This is a genomic window from Oceanobacillus sp. FSL W7-1293, from assembly GCF_037969815.1.
GTDB lineage: Bacteria > Bacillota > Bacilli > Bacillales > Amphibacillaceae > Oceanobacillus > Oceanobacillus oncorhynchi.
In genome coordinates, this window is the sequence record NZ_CP150212.1 from 1,011,120 (window position 1) to 1,032,817 (window position 21,698).

Below are 21,698 nucleotides of genomic sequence, written 5' to 3' on the forward strand. Positions count from 1 at the left end.
ATCATTTATTTTTACAAGGGATGAAATTGTCCGGATACCCCATCAACAATGAAATCCGACGATCCATCTCTTTCATTCCAAACCACCCAGTAAGGACGATAAAATCTTTGTTGCTGTTCTCTCTTTAGTTCTGGAAATGAAATCATTCTCATTTTTAAAGATAAAGACCGATAGATGAATGATTCAGAAATGGAAGTGCAATCCTTCAAGGAGTACTTTTCGGGCATCTGCTGCTCTTTTGAAATTTCAATCGCTTTCCATTTCGGCTTATAATCAATGAGCGATCCCTTGCCGCTAATCGAATCAATGGCACATCCTACTTTTTCATTTAAAGGGAGGAAAAGGCGTTTAGCTTTTACGTTATAACAAAAATAATAATAAGGATAGTAGACGATACGTTCTGCGATAAAATTAGCATGAGGATGTAACCTCTTAAAACTTGATTCAACTTGTTCTTTATTAAATTCTACAGATTGTGTTAACACTTCAGCGCCCAAGCTATCTACCCCTCTAACCTTAAACCGATTTCAGGTTCTATTTCTATATCTTTTCTCTCAACGGAATTTGTATTATCCTGGTTTTGGATAAACTTAGAAATATTACGTGCTTCCGGTGCAAGGTCTTCAAAAATTCCTTTTTCCAGATTTTTTGGAATCTCTTTACTTTGTTTGGCTAAATCATATGCCTCTAGAATAGGATCGGAAGGAGGCATGCCAAATTGATTTCCAACAAACATTGCGATGAGAGAAGCAATTAGGCCGGCTAAAAATGGATGTAATCCGCTTGCATTTTGTAAGGCGAACAGCTCCCAAATAATGTTTATTACGGAGCCGCTGATCATGGCACAAAGGATTCCTATTTTGTTAGCTTTTCTTGCATAGACGGAAGCGACAAAGGGAACAAGGAATGTATTTCCCAATACACCAAAGGCAAACACAACAAGAGCAAATACGGTTGGAGGTTCATAAGTAGCGACGATAATGCCGATAATGCCTCCAAATAAAATGCATAGTCTGGATACCAAAAGCAACTGTTTATGGCTGGCTTTTTTATTGATAAAACGATGATAAACATCACGCGAAAGTGTCGTACCTGCTTGCATCAGCAGGGAATCACAGGTAGACATAATTGCCGCCATGATGGCTGAAAGTAAAACGGCAGCCAATATCCCTGGGAAGAATATATATACGAGTTCTGGAATAACCATTTCGGGATCCGATACAACAGGCATAATTACAATAGCTGATAAACCTAAAATATACGGTGTAAATGTGAACAACTGATTAAAGGCAGCGGACCAAATAATTGCATTTTTTGTCGTATTTGCATTTTGCATAGACATATGTCTTACCGTGACATGCGGGAGTCCCATATAGCCAATGGCATAGATAAGTACAGCTCCTATAATAACTCCCCACTGGCCATAATAAATCAAGTCTTTCCCCCAAATACTTAAATAAGTCGGGTCAATCGCCGCCAATTGTTCATTCAGGCCTGACAGACCGCCGACCTTTGGCAACACCATAATACCAATAGCCGTAACTCCAATCAGCATGATAATTCCCTGAATGAAACCACTAACGGCCACAGCAAGATAGCCGCCAGCTACAGTATAGATAACAATAACTCCTACACCAAGAATAAGTGCCCACTCATACGAAAAACCTGACATTGCCGATAATGCTTTACCGGCAGCAATAAACTGAGCGAATGCATAAGCGAAAAGAAATATGATTGCGATAATTGCACCGTAAACGCGTATTCCAAAGCTTTCAAAGCGTTTTTCCAAGTATTCGATTGGTGAGAGTGCCCCGAGAAGCTGGGACAATCGCCTCATCCGTTTCCCCAGTACAGATAAATTGACAATAGATCCGCCGGCATCTCCTATGGCATACCATAATGCATGCCAGCCCTCTTGAAAGGCTTGAGCAGGCCCGCCCATGAACATAAATCCGCTCATTGACGTACTCTGCATACTTATTGCAGTGACAGGGGCTCCAATTTTTCGGTTTCCTAATAAATAATGATCAGCAGATGCAGAAGCACTTCTGGTAAAATATAAACCAATCCCCAGCATTCCCAACAGATAGGTAAAAAAAATGATAATATCCAAATTCATTTCATAACCAGTCCCTTCTGGTAACGTCTTATACTTTATTCATTATGATTTTCGCGTTTTTCATCACGCCGCAATTTAAAATACATAACCAGAGCCAGCGTAACCCAAATTAAAGGCCACGGCAGCATGAATAATACAGTTTCTAGAGGTAAATTAAACATAGACCCACCGCCCTTTTCATGATTTGTAAGCATAGAAACAAGACGTAAAAAAAGATGATTTACGAATTTAGCTGTATCATTGAATAATCCTCTAATTGCCAACAGATAACAAGTTTGTTTCCTCCCTTTTTAGATTGTTTGTTATTTTCAAAATTAACGTAATTTAATTTGACTATAAAGAAACTGCTAAATTACCACAATCAGCAAAATGTCAAACGGGGACTAGCGTTATTTTACAAAGTGTCTATGAATTAGATAGGAATCCCTTAAAAGCAATTTAATATAATATAACTGACTGTGAGCTTTCTGCATGAAGAGAAGAAAAAGTCAGCTCTAAGCGGGAGCGGGGCAGCCAGTAACGCCCGATAGTTTAATTTTATTCCGTGAAGATTTCTTTTCATCTTGTATTTCATGAAGTTTCCTTTTATCAAAGTTCTTTTATATTGGGATACGCTTCCTCCAGCGGTGCCCAATTCAATAGATAATAGGCGCTTAATGCCAGCTCGATGGCTTGCCGGTTGATGGGCTCTGTAAGATTAGTTCTCAGTAATTCTTCAATTTTTTCTAAACGGTGGTACAAGGTTTGCCGTACAATAAATAGTTTGTTAGCGGTTTCTTTTTTGGAGCCCATACATTTCAGATATACAGAAAGTGTGGAAAGCAGATCCGTTTTCATTTTTTTATCATATTGCAAAAGTGCTCCTAAATAATCCTGCACATATGCTTCCAGCTTGTTGCTGTTATAAAGCTCAATCAATATGCGATACACGCCGATTTCTTCATAAAAATACGTCTCGATTAAATTGGCATTTTGAATGAGTATCACATCTTTTGCTTCTTTATAACTGATAGGAGAAGCAGCGTAATCAAGATGGATATTACTGATTCCAAAAGTATACGGATTAGTATTAAAAATGTCTTTTTGTTGCATATGCTTTAGTTCATTAATAATCTCTGTGAATCGAGTTGTATCTTTTGGGGCATTCTTCTGCTTATAGAAGGCAGCAATAACAGCCGTTTCATTCCGGCCAACGGATACAGCAGGAATGAACCCGTTTTTTCTACACAGGGAGCGAATAATCATCGCTTGCTGCAGCTTGGCTTCCTCCCAATTATCTTCTTTATTGGTTACATTATAGGTGTTCGTGTCAATCAGAAATAATCGATAAGAAAGGTTCTTTGCCGGAGAAGGCAATATTTTTTGGATTTCACTGCCATCAAGTTCTTTTCCCTTTAACATCTTTCTGACAATCTCTTCTTCCTGATTTTGTTTCCGTTCTTCTATCGTCTTATTTCGAAGCATAATTTGTGCAATTGCAAGTGCTGCCCGATCAATGATAGAGAAGGAGAATTTATCTAATGTGTCAGGGGCTATCTGTAAACATAAATATCCCCAGGTATGTCCCAGTCCTTTAACAGGAAAAATGGTGTAATCCTTCTTGTCCAGTTTATAGCTTGTATAAGGGTTTGGTTTCTTTATATGTTTGATTTGTGTTTTCATCAACTGTGTTTGCTCTTTCATATTTGGAGGGTAGTAATAAGTTTTTGAGTCTAATGGTACAAATAAGACCGGTACATAAAAATAGCCATGTAGTTCTTTTAAAATAGTCAAGGTTCCATTCGGTAATAAGGAAAGTTCATTAAATTTTTCTGAAAAACGATAGAGTTGACTCAGCATATGGTGATGATGATTAATAATGACGGTGTGAAGATCTTGGGTGATATCTACGAATTTGACGATTTCGTTGAAGATAATGAAAGGTAAGTCATGATCATTGCCGTATTGAATAATCTCAGGTGCGATTTCTTTAACGTGGGTGCCCAGTTCAATGCATATTCCTGCGACATTTTTATTTCGTAATTTGTCCAAGTGATGAAGACCTTCTGGAGAGTCGAATTTCACCCCGGAGCCTGTCGTCAGGATTAATTCACCTCCGTTAATGAAAGATTCCATGTCTCCGCTTTCCAGAATATGTGTCCATTTAATTTCACGGTTTAATCCATTTTTACCGGCCGCTACGACGGCATGTTGGAATAAATCTCTGGATAGCACGTTCTTTACTTGAATACTCCATTTCTCCATTTATATAAGCCCTCCTCATTTCGTTAAAGCAGAACGTAAAATGATTGACATTTTGTAAAATGAAAAATAAATGAATTGGTTATAGAATAAACTATGTAATATACCTAATATTATGTCAAGTTCAATAATTTTAGATAGGAAGCTTTTTTATCAGAAAGTTTTAAATAATTTAAGTGCAGAAAGGAGAAGTTGGGATGGAATCTGTAGAGAAGAAACAATCATTAGTAGAAAGAGATCGTCAGAATGTTTGGCATCATATTTCGCCGTATAGTGAAAAAAATCCGCCAATGGTCGTGGAAGAGGGGAAGGGCTCCTGGATTACAGATCATCAAGGGAAACGGTATTTGGACGGAATGTCAGGGCTTTTTTGTGTCAATGTAGGATATGGCCGTGAAGAGTTAGCGCAAGCCGCATATGAACAAATCAAGAAAATGGCTTATGTGCCAATGACACAAAGCCATGGATCTGCCATTGAACTGGCAGAGAAAGTAAATGACATGCTCGGCGGGGGCTATGTGATTTTTTATTCCAATAGTGGTTCTGATGCAAATGAAGTAGCTTTCAAAATGGCTCGTCAATATCATCAGCAAAAGGGAGAGGGCACCCGCTATAAAGTGATTTCACGCTATCGTGCCTATCATGGCAGTTCGGCTGGAGCGTTGTCAGCAACAGGTCAGGCATTGAGAAAATATAAATACGAGCCGCTTACCTCCGGATTTTTACATGTAGCCCCGCCTGATAATTACCGTAAACCAGAAGGAATGTCTACGAAGGATTATAATATAGCACGAGCCAGAGAATTAGAAGAAACCATCATTTGGGAGCAGAAGGAGACAATTGCGGCAGTTATTATGGAACCGCTCATTACAGGGGGCGGTGTGCTGATTCCGGATCCTGTTTATGTAGAAAAGGTGCAAGAGATTTGTAACCGTCACGGCGTCCTGCTTATTATCGATGAGGTTATCTGTGGCTTTGGCCGGACAGGAAAAGCTTTTGGACATCAGCATTTTAATATAAAACCGGACATGGTCACCATGGCAAAAGGGCTGACGAGTGCTTATCTTCCATTATCGATTACAGCTGTTCGAAAAGACATCTATGAAAAATTTAAGGATGGTAAAGAAAATAGTCATTTTCGTCATGTAAATACATTTGGCGGTAATCCCGCTGCATGTGCTTTGGCATTAAAAAACATTGAAATTATGGAAAAAGAAAATTTATTTAACTGTTCAGCGGAAGCGGGGGATCGTCTTCTAAACGGTCTGGATGAGCTGCGAAATCTTGACTTTGTGGGTGATATCCGCGGTATAGGCTTGATTATCGGCATAGAAATCGTTGAAGATAAGCTTACCAAAAAGCCTGCCTCCCAAGAATTTGTCGGAGGATTGATTGCTGCATGCAAGGCAAATGGATTAATCATTGGGAAAAACGGGGATACCGTCGCCGGTCATAATAATATTTTGACACTCAGCCCGCCATTGTCCAGTACGGATGATGATTTTGATTTTATGATGAAAGTCTTGAAAAAAGTATTTCATGAAAAAGTAAATTAATGTTTTTTAAATAAGGAACGTAACTTCTGCACCTAAGAATAAGCATATATATCTTGTTATTCCGGGATGAACATCTTCTAATAGAGAATATTGATTAAAATATAGGGAGGGTTTCAGTTGACTCAAACAAAAGTAAACGAATTAAAAAATTATGTTGGAGGAAGGTGGATAGAAGCAAAAACAGATAAAACAGCTCCTGTCTATAATCCGGCTACTGGAGAGACAATAGCAAATGTACCTATCTCAACACAAGAGGATGTGGAACATGCAATTCAGGCTGCTCGCGAAGCTTTTGAAACTTGGAAGGACGTAGCGGTACCAAAACGGTCGAGAATCCTATTTAAATATCAGCAATTACTCGTTGCCAATTGGGCGGAGCTCGCCAAATTAATTACCATTGAAAATGGAAAAAGCTATGCGGAAGCGTATGGGGAAGTACAGCGGGGAATTGAAAATGTAGAGTTTGCTGCCGGAGCTCCTTCCCTCATGATGGGAGAGCAGCTTCCATCGATTGCCACCGACTTGGAATCTGGTGTGTATCGTTATCCAATTGGTGTTATTGCTGGAATCACTCCGTTTAATTTTCCAATGATGGTGCCGTGCTGGATGTTTCCGATGGCTATTGCAACAGGAAATACGTTTGTCATGAAGCCCTCCGAACGGACACCGCTGTTAGCGAATCGGTTAGCAGAATTACTGGAAGAAGCGGGGCTTCCTGCTGGTGTATTTAACATCGTTCATGGAGCCCATGATGTAGTAAATGGTTTATTAGACCATAAGCAGATAGCAGCGATTTCTTTTGTTGGATCTCAGCCCGTAGCAGAATATGTCTACAAACGCGGGACGGATAATCTGAAGCGTGTGCAGGCACTTGCTGGTGCAAAAAACCATTCCATCGTATTGAGCGATGCAAATTTAGAGAACGCATCGACCCAAATTATGAATGCCGCATTTGGATCAGCAGGGGAGCGGTGTATGGCCGCATCTGTGGTAGCTGTTGAGGAATCTGTTGCAGATGCGTTTATCGCACGCCTCACTCAAAAAGCCAATGAAATTAAAATTGGCAATGGGTTAGACGAAGGAATTTTTCTTGGTCCAGTCATTCGCGAACAACACAAAGAACGGACATTAAATTATATTGAAACTGGCGAAAAGGAAGGCGCAAAGCTGATTCGGGACGGCAGAAAAGACGAAGCAGTGAAACAAAAAGGTTATTTTGTCGGACCGACCATTTTTGATCATGTTACATCGGAAATGAATATTTGGAAAGAAGAGATCTTTGCACCTGTATTATCGATTGCTCGTGTAAAGGATCTGGATGATGCGATAGCTTTAACGAATCAATCACGCTTTGCGAATGGCGCTTGTATTTTTACACGAGATGGCGGAAAGGTTCGCCAGTTCCGTGAAACGGTTGACGCGGGAATGCTGGGTGTCAATATCGGTGTACCTGCCCCGATGGCATTCTTCCCATTCTCTGGCTGGAAAGACTCTTTCTACGGAGATTTGCATGCGAATGGAAAAGATGGGCTGCAATTTTATACGAGGAAAAAAGTGATCACGACGAAGTGGGTTTGACATTCGCTATATCCTATAAAGGAGCTTATCCAGGCGGCTATGGGTAAGCTCTGTTTTCATTTCTTCCGGTTGCGTTTTTTTTGCAAAAAAGATAATACAGGATCAACAAATAAGAAAAGAAGAAGCAGATACATGATAGCCAGCTCGGGGATTTCCATCACATATAAAGGATTCAGTGATCTGATAGCGGGGAGTTCATATCCTTTGATAAGGTCGATTCCTAAGGAACCGCCCGCTAATAAGATGAACATAGTCAGAGAAATACCAATAATTTTCACTTCTATCACTCTCCAGTCAGTCTTTAAATAATTTTCTATCCATACTTGGACAGCTCTCCAGATCCGCTTATTTTTTCCTGTTCTTAATAAAGGCAATGAAAAGCAGGGTAACTGGAATGATAATTTGAAAAGGAAGCTGGATATAGAGCGGAAATATCTTTAACCCTTCTTCAATATGCTCCGAATAATTACTGGCAATAATCATGGATACAAATAAAACTACCATCCCCAGCGGATAAGCCAGCTTTGATGGTTCTTTAATATTAAATAAGCTCGCTGTTCCTATGAGGGCACAGTATGTATATACCGTTACTTTAAAAAATCCTCCAATTACCAGAGCCAGAATAAAGATAACGTCCAGACGTTCTAAAAAACCACCGACTTCAATGGACTGAATGGTCGTTAATAAAGGAAAGAGGGAACGTTCAATAAGAGGAATACCGAGAACGCTGATATTCAAAATCGTGGTGAACGCCAGAGCGACGCCAGTTATACTGATTGCTGTCACTCCTGTTTTTCCTAGTTTTTTTGTTTGATTTAGATAAGGAAAAATCATTGTAAATACGATGATTTCGCCAAAGGGAACATATAGTGTTTCTGTAAATACAGTTTTTAAAACTTTTGGTGAATCTTCAAGAGCTGGTCTTAAATTTGAGATATCAATCAAGCCTGAGATAGCAATAAGAAGAAACAGAAAGAATGCGAGCATAAGCATGACGACAAAAAGCAGTTCTCCTGTTCTGGCAACGACCTCAATTCCTTTATATATAGTGTAGATAACTACAAGGATCATCAGGGCACACGCAACGAATAGAGGAGTTTCTGGAAAGGCAAATGAAAGCAGCATGACACCAAATTCCCGTAAGACTCTCGCAGCGCAATATAAAAAGAAGAGGATATACAGGAATGCCAATGCTCGTCCCAGAACTTTTCCAATCAGCTTCTCTGTGTAGTCCGTCAGCAAGAGTGAAGGATAATACAGATATAGCGCCCGATAGATAAAAAATAAGAAGATGCTCACCCCCATTGCGACAAGAATCGCTACCCAGCTATCACGGCCAGCTTTCATCGCAAGAGGGATCAGCAGCGAATTGCTCAGCTGAAATAAAATCATAAGGATAAACAATTGGCTTGTGCTGATTTTTGCCTTTTCCATAAACGAATTCCCTCCTTTTTATTCGCTTTTCTTATTCAAATCAAAAAGATACGGGTTATTTCGCATTCCAGTACGGCGAATAAAGGCTTCCACTGTCACATCGACATCTAATGCAGGAAAATAAACATCCTGCCACTCTTGTTCAAGCTGATGCCATCTATCAGGTTCGGATTGATGCAGTTTTTCACCAAAGCCGAAGATATCGGTTTTGGTTACCTGTGCTTCCTGGATTGCTGCTTCGGCCTCCTTCTTAATTTTCTGCTGTAATGCTTCCTCAATCCGGAATAATACATGCGGGTCGGTCACATCGACTGGCGCTTCTATCGCGCGGAGGTCTCCTTCTGCACGGATATGCACTGAAATTGCCGGTTTGCCATTCTTTATTTGTGCCTCTACATTTGATTTTTGGCGTACTACCTTGTAGGCGATGGCGTCTTTATAATCCTCCCAATCAATATTTACAGGAGCCTGCTGGATTTGATCTAATACCCAGAGTGTTCCCTCACTCTTTTCTCCATCAATCCAATTAATCAGCTTGCCTTCTTTAAAAACGCCCATACCATTGACTTCAATGGTCGCTGAGCCATCGGATGAATGAAGCTGTTCCATGGTTTTTGCTTTTTCGATATCCCCCTTCACAGTAAAACCACTGACTAAAGGCTCTTCTCCTGTCGAAACAGAAGCATTGATAAATTTCTGCAGATTGGTAGCTATATTTTCTCCGTACAGTTCTTCTGTAAATTCTAATGACTTGATTGCTTTTTCAGCGGGGACTTGATCAATCGCCGTTAAAACTTGAACAAAATCGCCTGCCTTCACATCCCGGCTAACCACTATATTCGTCGTTGTCCGAAATTCAAGACCGCGCTCCATAGCATCTAAAATTGAGGAAAGACCTTCTTCCCTGGCAAGCTCTTCGCTGATAACCAGCAGACTGGTATGTGCAAAATAGAGATCTCTTGAAACAACGGTGGAGGCACGGTCAGCTACTTCCAGCGGGTTGCCTCCTGTCGCTGTATAGGTGGCAATGCTTGGATTTTGCCCGGAGGCTCCTCCTTGAAGGGCCCCGGGCACGTTCATTGGATTGATTAGTTGAAACGTGCCGACATATGTGCCGTCTTCCCTTTTATCAAGCGCATAGGCCGAGACGATTGCTAAATCTCTTAATTCGATACTGCTCCAGCATCCAGAAAGGAAAGGTAGACAGATCGCCATGAAAAAAGGAATTATCCATTTACGACTCATTTTTATCTCCTTCTTTCGTATCCGCCCTCATCATTCCCCTTTTTATTGGAGGAGAAGGTCGTTGATTATTGCCCTGACGAACTCGATTTTGGGGATGAAGGGACTTCGGTCTTTCATTAAATGACCATATTGGTCCGCGCATAATGGAATCCTTCAAGCTATTTGGTACCAATGGGGCAAATGGTGCCAAATAGGGAATCCCGAATGAACGCAGGCTGACGAGATGAACAATCAGCATAATTAATCCAAGGATGATGCCATAAAACCCGGCAATCGCTGCACTCAGCATAAAAGCAAAGCGGAGCAAACGGGCAGAAATAGCGATATCATAATTGGGAGTAGCCAAGCTGGCAATGGCTGTTGTCGCAACGACGATGACCATTGCCGGAGAAACGATTCCGGCCTGAATGACCCCTTGCCCGATAACGAGCGCTCCGACAATGGAGATGGTCGCACTGATTTTGTTCGGCATCCTTAAGCCGGCTTCCCGCAGAATCTCAAAAGTGACCTCCATTATCAGCGCTTCTACAATCGCCGGAAAAGGTACGGATTCTGTCTGTGAGGCAATAATAACGAGCAGGTCTGTTGGAATCATTTCCTGATGAAAGGTGGTAACTGCTACATAAAAAGCAGGGCCTATTAATGAAATCAAAAACATGAAAACGCGCAGCATCCGAATCAAAGTACTAATCGGGAAGCGCACGTAATAGTCTTCCGGTGTTTGAAAAAATTGAATCATAATAGCAGGAACAATCAACACATGGGGGGTTCCGTTGACAAAAATAGCCACCCTGCCCTCCAAAAGGTTTCCGGCAACCGCATCCGGCCTTTCCGTATGAGTAACTGTTGGGAACAGCCCTGAACTCTCGTCTTCAATTACCTGTTCAATATAGCCTGAATCAAGGATGGCATCGAGATCGACCCGTCCCAAGCGTTGGCGGACCTCTTTCACTATGTCTTCATCAACTATCCCGTTGATATACATAATCGACAAGTCTGTATTCGTCTGCTTCCCGAGATTCATGGATTCCATCCATAAATTCGGGTTTTTGATAATTCGGCGCACGAGTGCAGTATTGGTGTTAATGGATTCGGTGAACCCCTCTTTGGATCCGCGTAATGTTATTTCTGAGTCAGACTGTTCGACGGGGCGTCTTTCTCCGCCTCTGGTACTGGCAATCAGCGCTTCGTTTTTTCCATCCAGGAGAATTACTGTGTCACCAGACAGCAGAGATTGAAATAAGGTATCCCAATCGTTAATCGTTTCCAAACTGCCGACCGCAACTACTTTTTCGGTGAAAACGGTGAAAAGATCCTCGTTCTGTAATTTTTCCTGCACGCTATCTTCCATTGTCTGCACTAAAAACTCATTTATCGTAGGATTGTCCACTAGCCCGTCCACGTGAATGATTGCGGCAGATACCTTTGGATCGTGACTAATGGCAAGTGTGCGGATAATGATATCAGGACTGTTGCCTGTTTTTTGTTTGATGAAGTTCAGATTTTCAGTAATTGAAGTGCCTATGCTTTTTTGTGTATCGCTTGTTGAATCAGGAATTTGCTCTTTATAATGCATCTTTTTTCGTAATTTACGATAGGACATAGCACAGAACACCTCGTTGTTGGGATTATCTCTAATTTGTTCAGATAATTACTTTTTATGCATGGAATGGGCTTTGATAGTCAAGTTAAGGTGCTATTTTAGGAGAAAGGAGGCGATGTTCTTAAAAGTCGTATTTAAAAGCTTTATTAATTACCTTGGTGATATATTATAAAATGAAGATAAGAATGAAACTTTATCGGCTTTATTTAAGTAATACATAATAAATGCATCTCTAAACTGCGTGAAAAAAATTGAAGTTCCATAGAAAAATGCAGATATAATCGGAATAATAAAGGAGACCTAAGGATGAAGCAACTCTATATAAAGCAAAAAGTATTCAGTTTCAATGAAAAGTTTACGGTAAAGGATCAAGAGGAAAAAGATGTTTATTACGTGGAAGGAAGCTTTATGCGGATTCCTAAGACTTTTTCTATAAAGAATGCAGAAGGAGAGGAAGTAGCGCTTATAAAGAAAAAAACACTCAGCTTTTTACCGAAATTTTTTGTGGAGGTGAATGGACAGGAAGTGTTAGCAATCAAGAAGGGACTTTCCTTTTTCAAAGCACGTTATACCATTGATGCAGCAGGGATTGAAGTGCGTGGGAATTGGTGGGATATGAACTTTCAGGTATACCAGCGCGGTGAAATCATCGGGGAAGTGAGCAAGGAGTGGTTTAGTTGGGGCGACAGCTACAAGGTACAAGTCGTCAAGGAAGAGATGGAAACCAGCATGATTGCACTGGTGGTCGCCATTGACTGTGTGAAGGCCGATGAAAAAGGATCTGCTTCTGCATCATCGTTCACGAACTGAAGTTTCAAATTTTGCTCAATGCATAAATAACCTCCCCTTGATTAATTAGAGGGGAGGTTATCCAAATACTGCTTACAGCTTGATATTTATCTTTTCTTTCTGTTCGATAAAGTTCACAACTGCATCCAGAGCTTCATCTAAATCATCGGCATGGATATGCACTTGTTTGTCTTCTGGATAGTGGTGCAGCGTATGCTCATACCGAGGGTCATAATAATACTCCAGCAGTAGCGCTACGGCGGATGGGAAATTTCCCTGTTCCAGGTCTACCGCTATTTGTTTCGCTGCAGGTGTGTGTATATGCTTCCGGATTCGCGCGAAGGCTTCGATTACTTGCGCTTGATGCTCTTCTGGATTATATTCGCGTAATATATTTTCAATTCGTTTCTCTAAGGGTAAATGGATAAACAGCTGCATACTGGCCTCTTTCGTTTCATGTAACGATAAAGGCAGTGTTGCCTTGCCGATACGTTTACTTTCTCCTTCTAATAGAACAAAAGGTGCCTGGTCATAGCGTTCCATTTCTTGAACCAGTAAAGATTCAAATGTTTTTTGATTATTCGGCTCCAGTCCAATTTGGCCGAAGATTGATCCTCGATGATTTGCCATTCCTTCTAAATCAAGTACTGGATAGCCTTGCTGCTTTAACCTGTGCAGCAAAATGGTTTTTCCGGTTCCGGTATAACCATTCAGTACGTACATTTTTGAAGAAAACTGCTGTTGCTCTATCTTGTTTACCACCCACTGTCTGTAAGAGCGAATGCCGCCGTTCAAGCGGGAAACCTGCTGTCCCATTAAATCGACAACGGTGGCAGCGGTTTTACTGCGCATACCGCCGCGCCAGCAATAAACAATCTTTTCTTTCCCAAGGGATTGAAATTGGGCAATAAATTCCGGCAGCTTGATAGAAAAAATCTCTAATCCTTTTTCCTTTGCTGCTTCAGGACCAATTTGTTTATAAATCGTGCCTACTTCAGCACGTTCTTCATTATCAAAAACAGGAATATTGATGCTTCCTGGAATACGAAATTCAGCAAATTCCTGCGGAGACCGCACATCAACTAAGCAAAAAGATTCTTCTTTTTGTTTCTTTAATAAATCAAGTAACTCTATATCTTGAAACATACCTTCACTTCCTAATAAACGAATTATTCTTCAACCGTGATATGTCCATTGTTCCCATCAGTGACGCGGCCAATTATTGCAGCCTCAATATGTTTATCTCGCAGATCCGAAAGTAATTTTTCTGCGTCTGCTTCTTTTACAGCAGCCAGTAAGCCTCCGGAGGTAACCGCATCACATAGTATCCACTGGTCAACCTGATCCAGTGATTCCGTAAATGTAACATCATCTTTTAAATAGTTAAAGTTATTCTTCGTACCACCTGGCACTGCGCCGTTCTCCGCAAGTTCTTTTACTCTTGGCAAAACAGGTACGTGCTGATTTGAAATCTGAATTTCGACACTGCTTCCTTTTGCCATTTCCGAAGCATGTCCAAGCAAGCCAAATCCGGTAACATCGGTACAAGCATGTATTTCATAGTTATCCATTGTTTCCGCAGCCGTTTTATTCAATGCTGCCATGACGTTAGTTACCCGGTCTATTTCTGTTTCCTGTAACAAGCCTCTTTTAATCGAAGTCGTTAAAATCCCTACACCAATTGGTTTAGTTAAAATAAGTACATCACCGGGTTTTGCGCCACTGTTTGTACGGATTTTATCAGGATGAATTGTTCCAGTAACAGCCAATCCGAATTTTGGTTCTTTATCGTCGATGGAATGCCCGCCGACTAAGGCTGCGCCAGCTTCTTTCAGCTTGCTGTCTGCGCCCTCTAATATACGGGAAAGAATCTGTTTATCTAAATCAGCAATTGGAAAGGCAACAATATTCAATGCTGTAATCGGCTTTCCGCCCATTGCGTAGACATCGCTGATCGCATTTGCAGCGGCAATTTGCCCGAAAGAATAAGGGTCGTCTACAATGGGAGTGAAGAAGTCGAGTGTCTGAACAATGGCTGTGTCGTCATTTAATTTGTAAACTCCCGCGTCATCGCTGGTATCCAACCCGACTAATAGATTAGGATTATCCGTTGCAGGGGAGAGGGATTGTAAAACCTGACGTAAATCTGCCGGCCCGATTTTACAGCCGCATCCGCCTTTAGAAGATAAAGCGGTTAGTTTTATAGACTCATTATTATTCATATAATCAACCCTTCTGTATTTAATTTTCCATATCCATTTTAACATATCATCGGAGAAAGGATGTTTTATGGAGATTTAGAAGAAAATCTGTTATTTTTCATTCTTACCATCCTGTCCGCCGATATGATACGATAACATGTATATGGAATGGGGGACGATGTAATGGGAGGAAATAAAAAGATACCTGCATGGTTTAAGGCAGATATCTTATTTAGTGTGCTTAAGGTATTCGTATTGTTTTTATTAGCCATACTTATTCTGTCTACGAATATTGCAATCGGTTCTGTCTATCTGTTTGTAGTTGTTTTTTCTATTTTGTCTTTGGCGCATTTAATTACCATATATAAAACTGCCGGGAAAATGCGGATTCCTTTGATTATTGAAATGCTGCTTATTCCTTCTCTTTTTGTATTAATTATCTTCGTATTTTAAAAATAGTTAATGCGATTACGGCCGATCAGATTATTTTATTTGATAAAGAAAGAAAACACCTTGGAAAGCTGCTTCTCAAGGTGTTTTCTTCATTACTTTATTCAGCTTGTTCTTCATAGTACTCTTCCAGTGTAATTCCTTGTTCGGTTATATACTTGGCTGTTTTTTCACCGACATAGCGAAGATGCCAAGGCTCGTATTGATATTCGGTAATATCTTCTTTACCTTCAGGAAAACGGATAATAAAGCCATATTCTGGAGCATTTTCAGCAAGCCACTGTCCTTCTTCTGTCTCGCCGAATTCCTCTACTAGCTCTAAATTGACTTCTGCACTGGTGACATCCATAGCCAGTCCAGTTTGATGCTCACTTTCTCCAGGACGTGCACTGTACGTATTGGCATGATCTTCTCCATGCTGCGAGGCATTCGCTGTAAAGATATCGTTCTGCCGGTCATAAGAGCGATAACCGGATTGGGCAAACATTTCTAACCCTGCTTCTTCAGCACCTTCAAATAATTCTTCTAAGGCATGTGCAGCATTCTCACGCATATACTTTTGAGGTAAATCCTCCGTGAAAGGGAAAGGGACGTCCGGTACGATTAAGTCTTCCGGGATATAATCACCTGGAAGGGCAAAGCTTTTATTCACCAATGCTAATTCGTCATATGGGTTACTGACAACTTCTGTGCCAGCTTCGGTTACTTCTGCTTCTTCTGGAGGCAAGGCTAACCCTTCGCCCGGTTCAATCGATGTATCTTCCTCAAAATACAGCAGCAAGGCTTCTCTGGTTTCTTCGTCGTATACGCCTGAAGCCAATAAGTCCTCTGATTGTAGCTGGAAATCTGTTATAGCCCAAGTAAGCTCTTCATCAAATTCCCCTGTTGCTTCTAAATCATAACCGAGGGCATTTAATGCATTCTTTAATTGTAATACAGCATCATCTGTATCAAATTTCTGCAGCACCGCATCCGGCGGCTCTGTTTCTTCTGTCTGTTGTCCCTCTGCTTGCTTTTCATCCTTTTCGTTTTGCTCTTCTGATGTTGTTTGTTCCGATGCCGGAACATCTTCCTGTGATTGAGATGGTTCTTGTGGTCCACAGCCAATCAGCACGAAGCAAATTGCTGAAAGGATAATCCAACTAAATCCTTGCATATCATGTTAACTCCTTGCTTTTAATAGAATGAAACTCAAACACTATGATCAGCTAACTAATTTTGAAGTGCAGAGTTATTTTAAAGAATAAGAAAGTATAAAAAAATGCTGAATATATCCGCTCCAGAAATACACTCCGCTTTCCGTGGGCTTGAGCTCAGCCTCCTCGAAAAAAAGAAGAACACTTTTTTCCTGCGGGGTCTTCCCACTGCGCATTCCCACAGGAGTCTCCATGTATTTCTTCCGCTAGAATTTGCGTTATTTCCTTGTGAAAAAGCAAATAAAACATAATTCCACTTAGATGGGAGCGGAGGGAAGTCGACTCCTGCGGGAAAAGCAACAGGTGAAGACCCCGCAGGAAGCGGTTTTCTTCCGAGGAGGCTAAGCCGTTGCCCGCGGAAAGCGACTTCCCGTAGCGGACATCTCTTCGGCAAGAACACCGATGTTTTAAAGACCAAGCGGTATTCTTGGTTTTTCTTAAATAAAAAATAATAGGAGGTGATCAGTAACGAGAATTATTCTCCAATCTGTTTTGAGGTATACGATAACTCGAAAAAAGATGAAAACAATCCGCAGGCTGATTCCCATAATTCTGAAATGATGCAGTACAGAACCTGCTTATTAAATAGAGAGCGTAGTAATCTGCATTTCAATATATATTATATGATGTATGGAAGTGAAAAAGAAAGGAAAGTGAAGAAATAATTTCAGGAAAAAGAATAATAAAAAAAACAAGAACCAGTGAAATTGGTTCTTGTTTTTTCAACCTGATTATGCTTTTTCTTCTGCAAACAAACGACCGATTTCAACAATCGTTTTTGCTGCTTTTTCCATGTTATTGATAGAAATATATTCAAATTTTCCATGGAAGTTTTCGCCGCCAGTAAATAGGTTCGGTGTCGGCAATCCCATAAATGAAATTTGTGAGCCGTCTGTACCACCGCGGACTGGATGAATAATCGGTTTTATATTCAGGTTTTTCATTGCTTGTTCAGCGATATCTACAATATGTTTTACGGGTTCAATTTTTTCACGCATATTATAATATTGATCATTCATTTCTAACTCAACGGCTTTCTCTCCATATACGCTCTGGATTTCTTCTGCATACTTTTGAAGTGTATCTTTACGAGTTTCAAATTTTTCCCGGTCGTGGTCGCGAACGATGTAATAGACTGTTGATTTTTCCACATCGCCTTCTACAGAAATAAGATGATAAAAACCTTCGTATCCTTCTGTATGCTCTGGAGATTCTTCATCTGGGAATTTATTGATAAACTGTGCAGCCATTTTTCCGGCGTTCACCATTTTATTTTTCGCTGTTCCCGGGTGAACACTGTTTCCGTAAAACGTGACTCGGGCAGCTGCGGCGTTAAAGCTTTCATACTGCAATTCGCCTAAGGGACCGCCGTCCACGGTGTAAGCATAATCACAGCCGAAGCGTTCCACATCAAATTTATGCGGTCCGCGTCCGATTTCTTCATCAGGGGTAAAAGCAATACGGATTTTTCCATGCTCAATTTCCGGATGATGGATGAAGTATTCCATGGCAGTCATGATTTCAGCAATGCCTGCCTTATCATCCGCTCCAAGCAAGGTTGTACCGTCAGTCACCATTAACTGGTGTCCCTCATAACCGGAAAGTTCAGGGAAGTCTTCTGGAGAAAGCGTGACTTGTAAAGCTTCATTCAATACAATGTCTCCACCCTTATAATCGATAACCTTAGGAGCCACTCCTTTGCCGGTAAAGTCTGTTGCTGTGTCTACATGTGCCAGAAAACCGATTGCCGGGATATCCTTATCCGTGTTCGCCGGCAATGTAGCCATTAAATAACCATTTTCATCATAAGATACTTCTTCCAGACCAACTTCCTTCAGCTCATTCTCCAATAGCTTAATTAAATCCCACTGCCCCGGAGTAGAGGGTGTGGCTTGAGAATGCATATCCGACTGGGTATCTATTTTTGCATAGGTTTCTAAACGCTTGATTAATTGTTCTTTCATCAAAAAGACTCCTTCTGAATAAATTTTAATTGTTCCTTTGAAGCAAAAATTTCTGCTATTTTAATTTTACAACGTTTTGTATATTTTACCATACTCAAGCTGAAAACCGTATCCATGCGCTTTCAAAAAGTACAGTATAAAGCCTTAAACCAGTAAAAGTTTCTGGGCGTGGACATGTTTAACAGAGTTTACGAATACCCTTTACGAAGCAAAATTATTAATTTCTGCAGAAAATTTTTTCTGTTAAAATAAATTAGGAATGATATGATTAGAAAAAGAAAAAAGCATATGGGAGGGTTAGATTTTGAGAAACATCATTAGCGTAGAGAGATTAAAGAAACGTTTACCACAAAATAATGTCGTTATTGTAGATGTACGATTTGATTTAATGGATGCTGATGCTGGGCGGAAAGCTTATTTAAACGGGCATTTACCTGGTGCTGTCTATATGGATTTAAATAGAGATTTATCCGGAAAAGCAGGTAAGCATGGCGGAAATCACCCTTTACCCGACTGGGATTTATTTGCAAATAAACTTGGAAAACTAGGCATCTCCAATGAGACAACGGTTGTTGTGTACGATCAGGGAAATGATATGTTCGCGCCGCGATTTTGGTGGCTGCTGGACTATTTAGGTCATGAGAAGGTATATCTTCTTGATGGCGGATTGGACAGGTGGGTAGCGGAGGGAGGCGAACTGACCTCAACGGTTCCCAATCTTCAGCCGACCATCTTTCGCAGAAACGAGAAGGAAAATCGCTATGTTGATATGGAGGAGGTCAAGGAAAAGCTTGCGTCTAAAGAGACAACGATTATCGATTCCAGAGCGCCTGCAAGATATTTAGGCGATGAGGAACCGATGTATGCTCGTGCAGGGCATATTCCGGGAGCGGTCAATTATTTTTGGAAGGGTGTTTTAAAAGAAAACGGTAATTGGAAAAATGAGGAGCAGTTAAGGGAGCATTTTTCCAAATTAGATAAGGATGCGGAGATTATCGTTTCCTGCGGATCTGGTGTTTCGGCATGCCCAAATATTCTGGCTTTAGATAATGCCGGTTTTAAAAATGTGAAGCTATATCCTGGCAGCTTCAGCGACTGGATTTCTTATGAAAAAAATGAAGTCGCCATTGGTGAGGAAGATGAATAAGGAACGTTGTGCCTGGGTCAGTGAAGACCCTGTCTATATCGCATATCACGATGAAGAATGGGGACGGCCTGTTTTTCAGGATGATCGCTATTTATTTGAAATGCTGACATTAGAAGGGGCGCAGGCAGGACTAAGCTGGATTACAATTTTAAAGCGCCGGGAAAACTACCGCCAAGCTTTTGATAATTTTGAAGCCGATATCATCGCTGCTTATCCAGATGAAAAAGTAGAAGCATTGATGCAGGATGAAGGAATTATCCGGAACAGGCGTAAAATTGAATCTGTCATTAAAAATGCGAAGGCCTTCCAGCAGATTCAAAAAGAATTTGGTTCATTCGATGATTATATCTGGAGCTTTGTTGACAGAGAACCGATTGTGAACCATTGGGACCGGCATGAGGATGTACCTGCTCAAACAGATTTATCAAAACAGCTAAGCAAGGATTTGAAAAAGAGAGGATTTTCCTTTGTAGGACCGGTGATTTGTTATTCCTTTATGCAAGCGATAGGTATGGTAAATGACCATACTAAAAATTGTTTTTTGAGTGGATGAACAGCCTGCGGACCGGAGATTTTTGGTGAGCTACTGGTATCTCTATAGTAGAACCAAGCACATTCCTTTGTTTTGCCTGCCTGTTATTGTAAACTAAAAAATGCAATATGGATTGAAGGAAATAAATCCGTGATAAAATCATTTGCAGGAGGTCATCCAAGAATATGAAATATATTACACTTAATAATGGCTTAGAAATGCCGCAGCTTGGCTTCGGAGTCTGGAAGGTAGAAAATGAAAAAGCTATTCCTGCTGTGGAGCATGCATTAAAATCAGGTTATCGTTCCATTGATACTGCAAAAGTCTATGGGAATGAAGAAGGCGTTGGGCAAGCAATTGCAAACAGCGGTGTCCCTCGTGAAGAAATCTTTCTTACAACAAAGGTGTGGAATGCAGACCACGGTTATGAAGAAACCTTAAAAGCTTTTGATGCAAGCTTAGAAAGACTGGGTACAGACTATGTGGATCTTTATTTGATTCACTGGCCGACACCGGAGCATGATCAGTATATCGATACGTATAAAGCGTTGGAAAAAATATATAAAGACGGCAAGGCAAAAGCGATTGGCGTATGTAATTTTGAAATAGAGCATTTAGAACGTTTGATAGAAGAATGTGAGGTTGTACCAGCTGTAAATCAGGTAGAGTGCCACCCATACTTGCAACAGAAAGAATTGCGTGCCTTTTGTAAGGAGAAAGGTATTTATATAGAAGCATACAGCCCTCTCATGAATGGAAAAGATGTTTTAGAAGATGAAGCGCTAAAACAAATTGCTGAGAACAAAGGGAAAACCATTGCGCAAGTTATCCTGCGCTGGCACTTACAGTCTGATTTGATTGTCATTCCAAAATCAGTAACACCTTCCCGTATCGAAGCTAACCTGGATGTGTTTGATTTTGAATTAAACGAAGAAGAAATAAAAACAATCGATGCGCTGGATCGTAATATTCGCAGCGGATGGCATCCGAATGAAATGAATTCACGTTAACAAACGACAATAAAAACACCTTCTTTCCTTTATTAAAGAGAGAAGGTGTTTCCTTTATCATTTGAAAAAACGTTTAACAGCCTGTTCAAACTCTTTAAAATAAGAAGGAATCTCATCAGGAGATAAGTGAGCATACATTTTTTCTGCGATTGCCTCGTTGTACCATTTTTGCTGATTATAGCCGGCATTGAAATTCTTCCAAATAGCGTCGCCCAGCTGTTGATGCTCTTTCTCCAGTTCTAAGAGATTATCTAATTTATCCGCAATAATCAGATATTTCACTTCCTTTGGAGCATCTTTTAAATGTTCTACTGTCGCTTTTTTTCTGTCCCACCATGACTTTGATTTATCTTCCGTATGAGAAGCAACAAGGTCAGCAATTTCTTTTCCGAACTGATGCTCAATGTCCTCGATGCTGACATTGGTATCCTCAACAACATCATGCAAGTATCCGGCGCTGATTAAATCATCAGAACAGCCTTCTTTTTCTAAACGTTCTGCAACACGAACAGGATGGGTTATGTACGGTTCATTTGAATTTTTACGTGCTTGCCCTTGATGCGCTTTTGCGGCAAAAGCTTTTGCATTATCTCTTTTCATTATGTCCTCCTAAAAACGTAACTAAGTAGTCCT

Annotated in this window: 19 protein-coding genes; 7 read left to right on the forward strand and 12 right to left on the reverse strand. The window is 40.6% G+C overall.

Annotation, left to right across the window (positions count from 1 at the left end; all coding sequences use genetic code 11):
* Positions 1–11: 11 nt before the first annotated feature.
* The 3 genes from MKY65_RS05005 to MKY65_RS05015 all read right to left on the reverse strand — a co-directional run bounded on the left by MKY65_RS05005 (position 12) and on the right by MKY65_RS05015 (position 4,363).
* Positions 12–497 carry a hypothetical protein gene (locus MKY65_RS05005; protein ID WP_339182883.1) on the reverse strand — a complete coding sequence of 162 codons (486 nt, stop codon included), beginning with the start codon at positions 495–497 and terminating at the stop codon, positions 12–14.
* A 5-nt stretch (positions 498–502) separates the two neighbouring features.
* Complete coding sequence (locus tag MKY65_RS05010) at positions 503–2,119, reverse strand: sodium/proline symporter (RefSeq protein ID WP_339182885.1); 1,617 nt, start codon at positions 2,117–2,119, stop codon at positions 503–505.
* Positions 2,120–2,707: 588 nt separating this feature from the next.
* A complete protein-coding gene (locus tag MKY65_RS05015) occupies positions 2,708–4,363 on the reverse strand; it encodes a PucR family transcriptional regulator ligand-binding domain-containing protein (protein WP_339182887.1) in 1,656 nt (551 codons plus the stop codon).
* Between the two features lie 194 nt (positions 4,364–4,557).
* Between MKY65_RS05015 and MKY65_RS05020 the strand changes: the two genes are divergently transcribed.
* Both MKY65_RS05020 and MKY65_RS05025 read left to right on the forward strand, forming a co-directional pair.
* The gene (locus MKY65_RS05020; protein ID WP_339182889.1) at positions 4,558–5,916 is read left to right on the forward strand and encodes an aspartate aminotransferase family protein; all 1,359 of its coding nucleotides are present in this window, start codon (positions 4,558–4,560) and stop codon (positions 5,914–5,916) included.
* Between the two features lie 117 nt (positions 5,917–6,033).
* A complete protein-coding gene (locus MKY65_RS05025) occupies positions 6,034–7,494 on the forward strand; it encodes a CoA-acylating methylmalonate-semialdehyde dehydrogenase (protein WP_339182891.1) in 1,461 nt (486 codons plus the stop codon).
* Between the two features lie 56 nt (positions 7,495–7,550).
* Here the strand turns inward: MKY65_RS05025 and MKY65_RS05030 are convergent, their stop codons facing one another.
* The 4 genes from MKY65_RS05030 to MKY65_RS05045 all read right to left on the reverse strand — a co-directional run bounded on the left by MKY65_RS05030 (position 7,551) and on the right by MKY65_RS05045 (position 11,776).
* Positions 7,551–7,772, reverse strand: coding sequence for a hypothetical protein (locus tag MKY65_RS05030; protein WP_339182893.1), 222 nt, complete (start codon positions 7,770–7,772; stop codon positions 7,551–7,553).
* Between the two features lie 67 nt (positions 7,773–7,839).
* The gene (locus MKY65_RS05035) at positions 7,840–8,928 is read right to left on the reverse strand and encodes a GerAB/ArcD/ProY family transporter (protein ID WP_339182895.1); all 1,089 of its coding nucleotides are present in this window, start codon (positions 8,926–8,928) and stop codon (positions 7,840–7,842) included.
* A gap of 18 nt (positions 8,929–8,946) precedes the next feature.
* The gene (locus MKY65_RS05040) at positions 8,947–10,173 is read right to left on the reverse strand and encodes a Ger(x)C family spore germination protein (protein ID WP_339182897.1); all 1,227 of its coding nucleotides are present in this window, start codon (positions 10,171–10,173) and stop codon (positions 8,947–8,949) included.
* On the reverse strand, positions 10,163–11,776 hold the full coding sequence (locus MKY65_RS05045) for a spore germination protein (protein ID WP_339182899.1): 1,614 nt from the start codon (positions 11,774–11,776) through the stop codon (positions 10,163–10,165). The genes MKY65_RS05040 and MKY65_RS05045 overlap by 11 nt, the downstream gene beginning before the upstream one ends.
* A gap of 306 nt (positions 11,777–12,082) precedes the next feature.
* On the opposite strand from MKY65_RS05045, the gene MKY65_RS05050 reads away from it, so the two are divergent.
* On the forward strand, positions 12,083–12,586 hold the full coding sequence (locus MKY65_RS05050; RefSeq protein WP_339182901.1) for an LURP-one-related family protein: 504 nt from the start codon (positions 12,083–12,085) through the stop codon (positions 12,584–12,586).
* Between the two features lie 72 nt (positions 12,587–12,658).
* On the opposite strand, the gene mnmH is transcribed toward MKY65_RS05050, so the two are convergent.
* Both mnmH and selD read right to left on the reverse strand, forming a co-directional pair.
* A complete protein-coding gene (gene mnmH, locus MKY65_RS05055; RefSeq protein WP_339182903.1) occupies positions 12,659–13,711 on the reverse strand; it encodes a tRNA 2-selenouridine(34) synthase MnmH in 1,053 nt (350 codons plus the stop codon).
* Positions 13,712–13,734: 23 nt separating this feature from the next.
* Positions 13,735–14,787, reverse strand: a complete 1,053-nt coding sequence (selD, locus tag MKY65_RS05060) for a selenide, water dikinase SelD (RefSeq protein ID WP_339182905.1) — start codon at positions 14,785–14,787, stop codon at positions 13,735–13,737.
* A gap of 162 nt (positions 14,788–14,949) precedes the next feature.
* Here selD and MKY65_RS05065 point away from each other — a divergent pair, with 162 nt between their 5' ends.
* Entirely contained in the window at positions 14,950–15,219 is a 270-nt protein-coding gene (locus MKY65_RS05065; protein WP_339182907.1) for a hypothetical protein, read from the forward strand.
* A 97-nt stretch (positions 15,220–15,316) separates the two neighbouring features.
* On the opposite strand, the gene MKY65_RS05070 is transcribed toward MKY65_RS05065, so the two are convergent.
* Entirely contained in the window at positions 15,317–16,372 is a 1,056-nt protein-coding gene (locus tag MKY65_RS05070) for a D-alanyl-D-alanine carboxypeptidase family protein (protein WP_339182909.1), read from the reverse strand.
* 771 nt (positions 16,373–17,143) lie between these two features.
* Positions 17,144–18,376 carry a peptidase T gene (gene pepT, locus MKY65_RS05075; RefSeq protein WP_339182911.1) on the reverse strand — a complete coding sequence of 411 codons (1,233 nt, stop codon included), beginning with the start codon at positions 18,374–18,376 and terminating at the stop codon, positions 17,144–17,146.
* A gap of 304 nt (positions 18,377–18,680) precedes the next feature.
* Between pepT and MKY65_RS05080 the strand changes: the two genes are divergently transcribed.
* The 3 genes from MKY65_RS05080 to MKY65_RS05090 all read left to right on the forward strand — a co-directional run bounded on the left by MKY65_RS05080 (position 18,681) and on the right by MKY65_RS05090 (position 21,065).
* Positions 18,681–19,523, forward strand: a complete 843-nt coding sequence (locus MKY65_RS05080; RefSeq protein WP_193064439.1) for a sulfurtransferase — start codon at positions 18,681–18,683, stop codon at positions 19,521–19,523.
* Positions 19,516–20,076 carry a DNA-3-methyladenine glycosylase I gene (locus tag MKY65_RS05085; protein ID WP_339182914.1) on the forward strand — a complete coding sequence of 187 codons (561 nt, stop codon included), beginning with the start codon at positions 19,516–19,518 and terminating at the stop codon, positions 20,074–20,076. The genes MKY65_RS05080 and MKY65_RS05085 overlap by 8 nt, the downstream gene beginning before the upstream one ends.
* A 164-nt stretch (positions 20,077–20,240) precedes the next feature.
* Positions 20,241–21,065, forward strand: coding sequence for an aldo/keto reductase (locus MKY65_RS05090; RefSeq protein ID WP_339182916.1), 825 nt, complete (start codon positions 20,241–20,243; stop codon positions 21,063–21,065).
* 57 nt (positions 21,066–21,122) lie between these two features.
* On the opposite strand, the gene MKY65_RS05095 is transcribed toward MKY65_RS05090, so the two are convergent.
* Positions 21,123–21,665 (reverse strand): HD domain-containing protein, encoded by a 543-nt coding sequence (locus MKY65_RS05095; RefSeq protein ID WP_339182918.1) that lies wholly within the window; start codon positions 21,663–21,665, stop codon positions 21,123–21,125.
* Between the last annotated feature and the right edge of the window lie 33 nt (positions 21,666–21,698).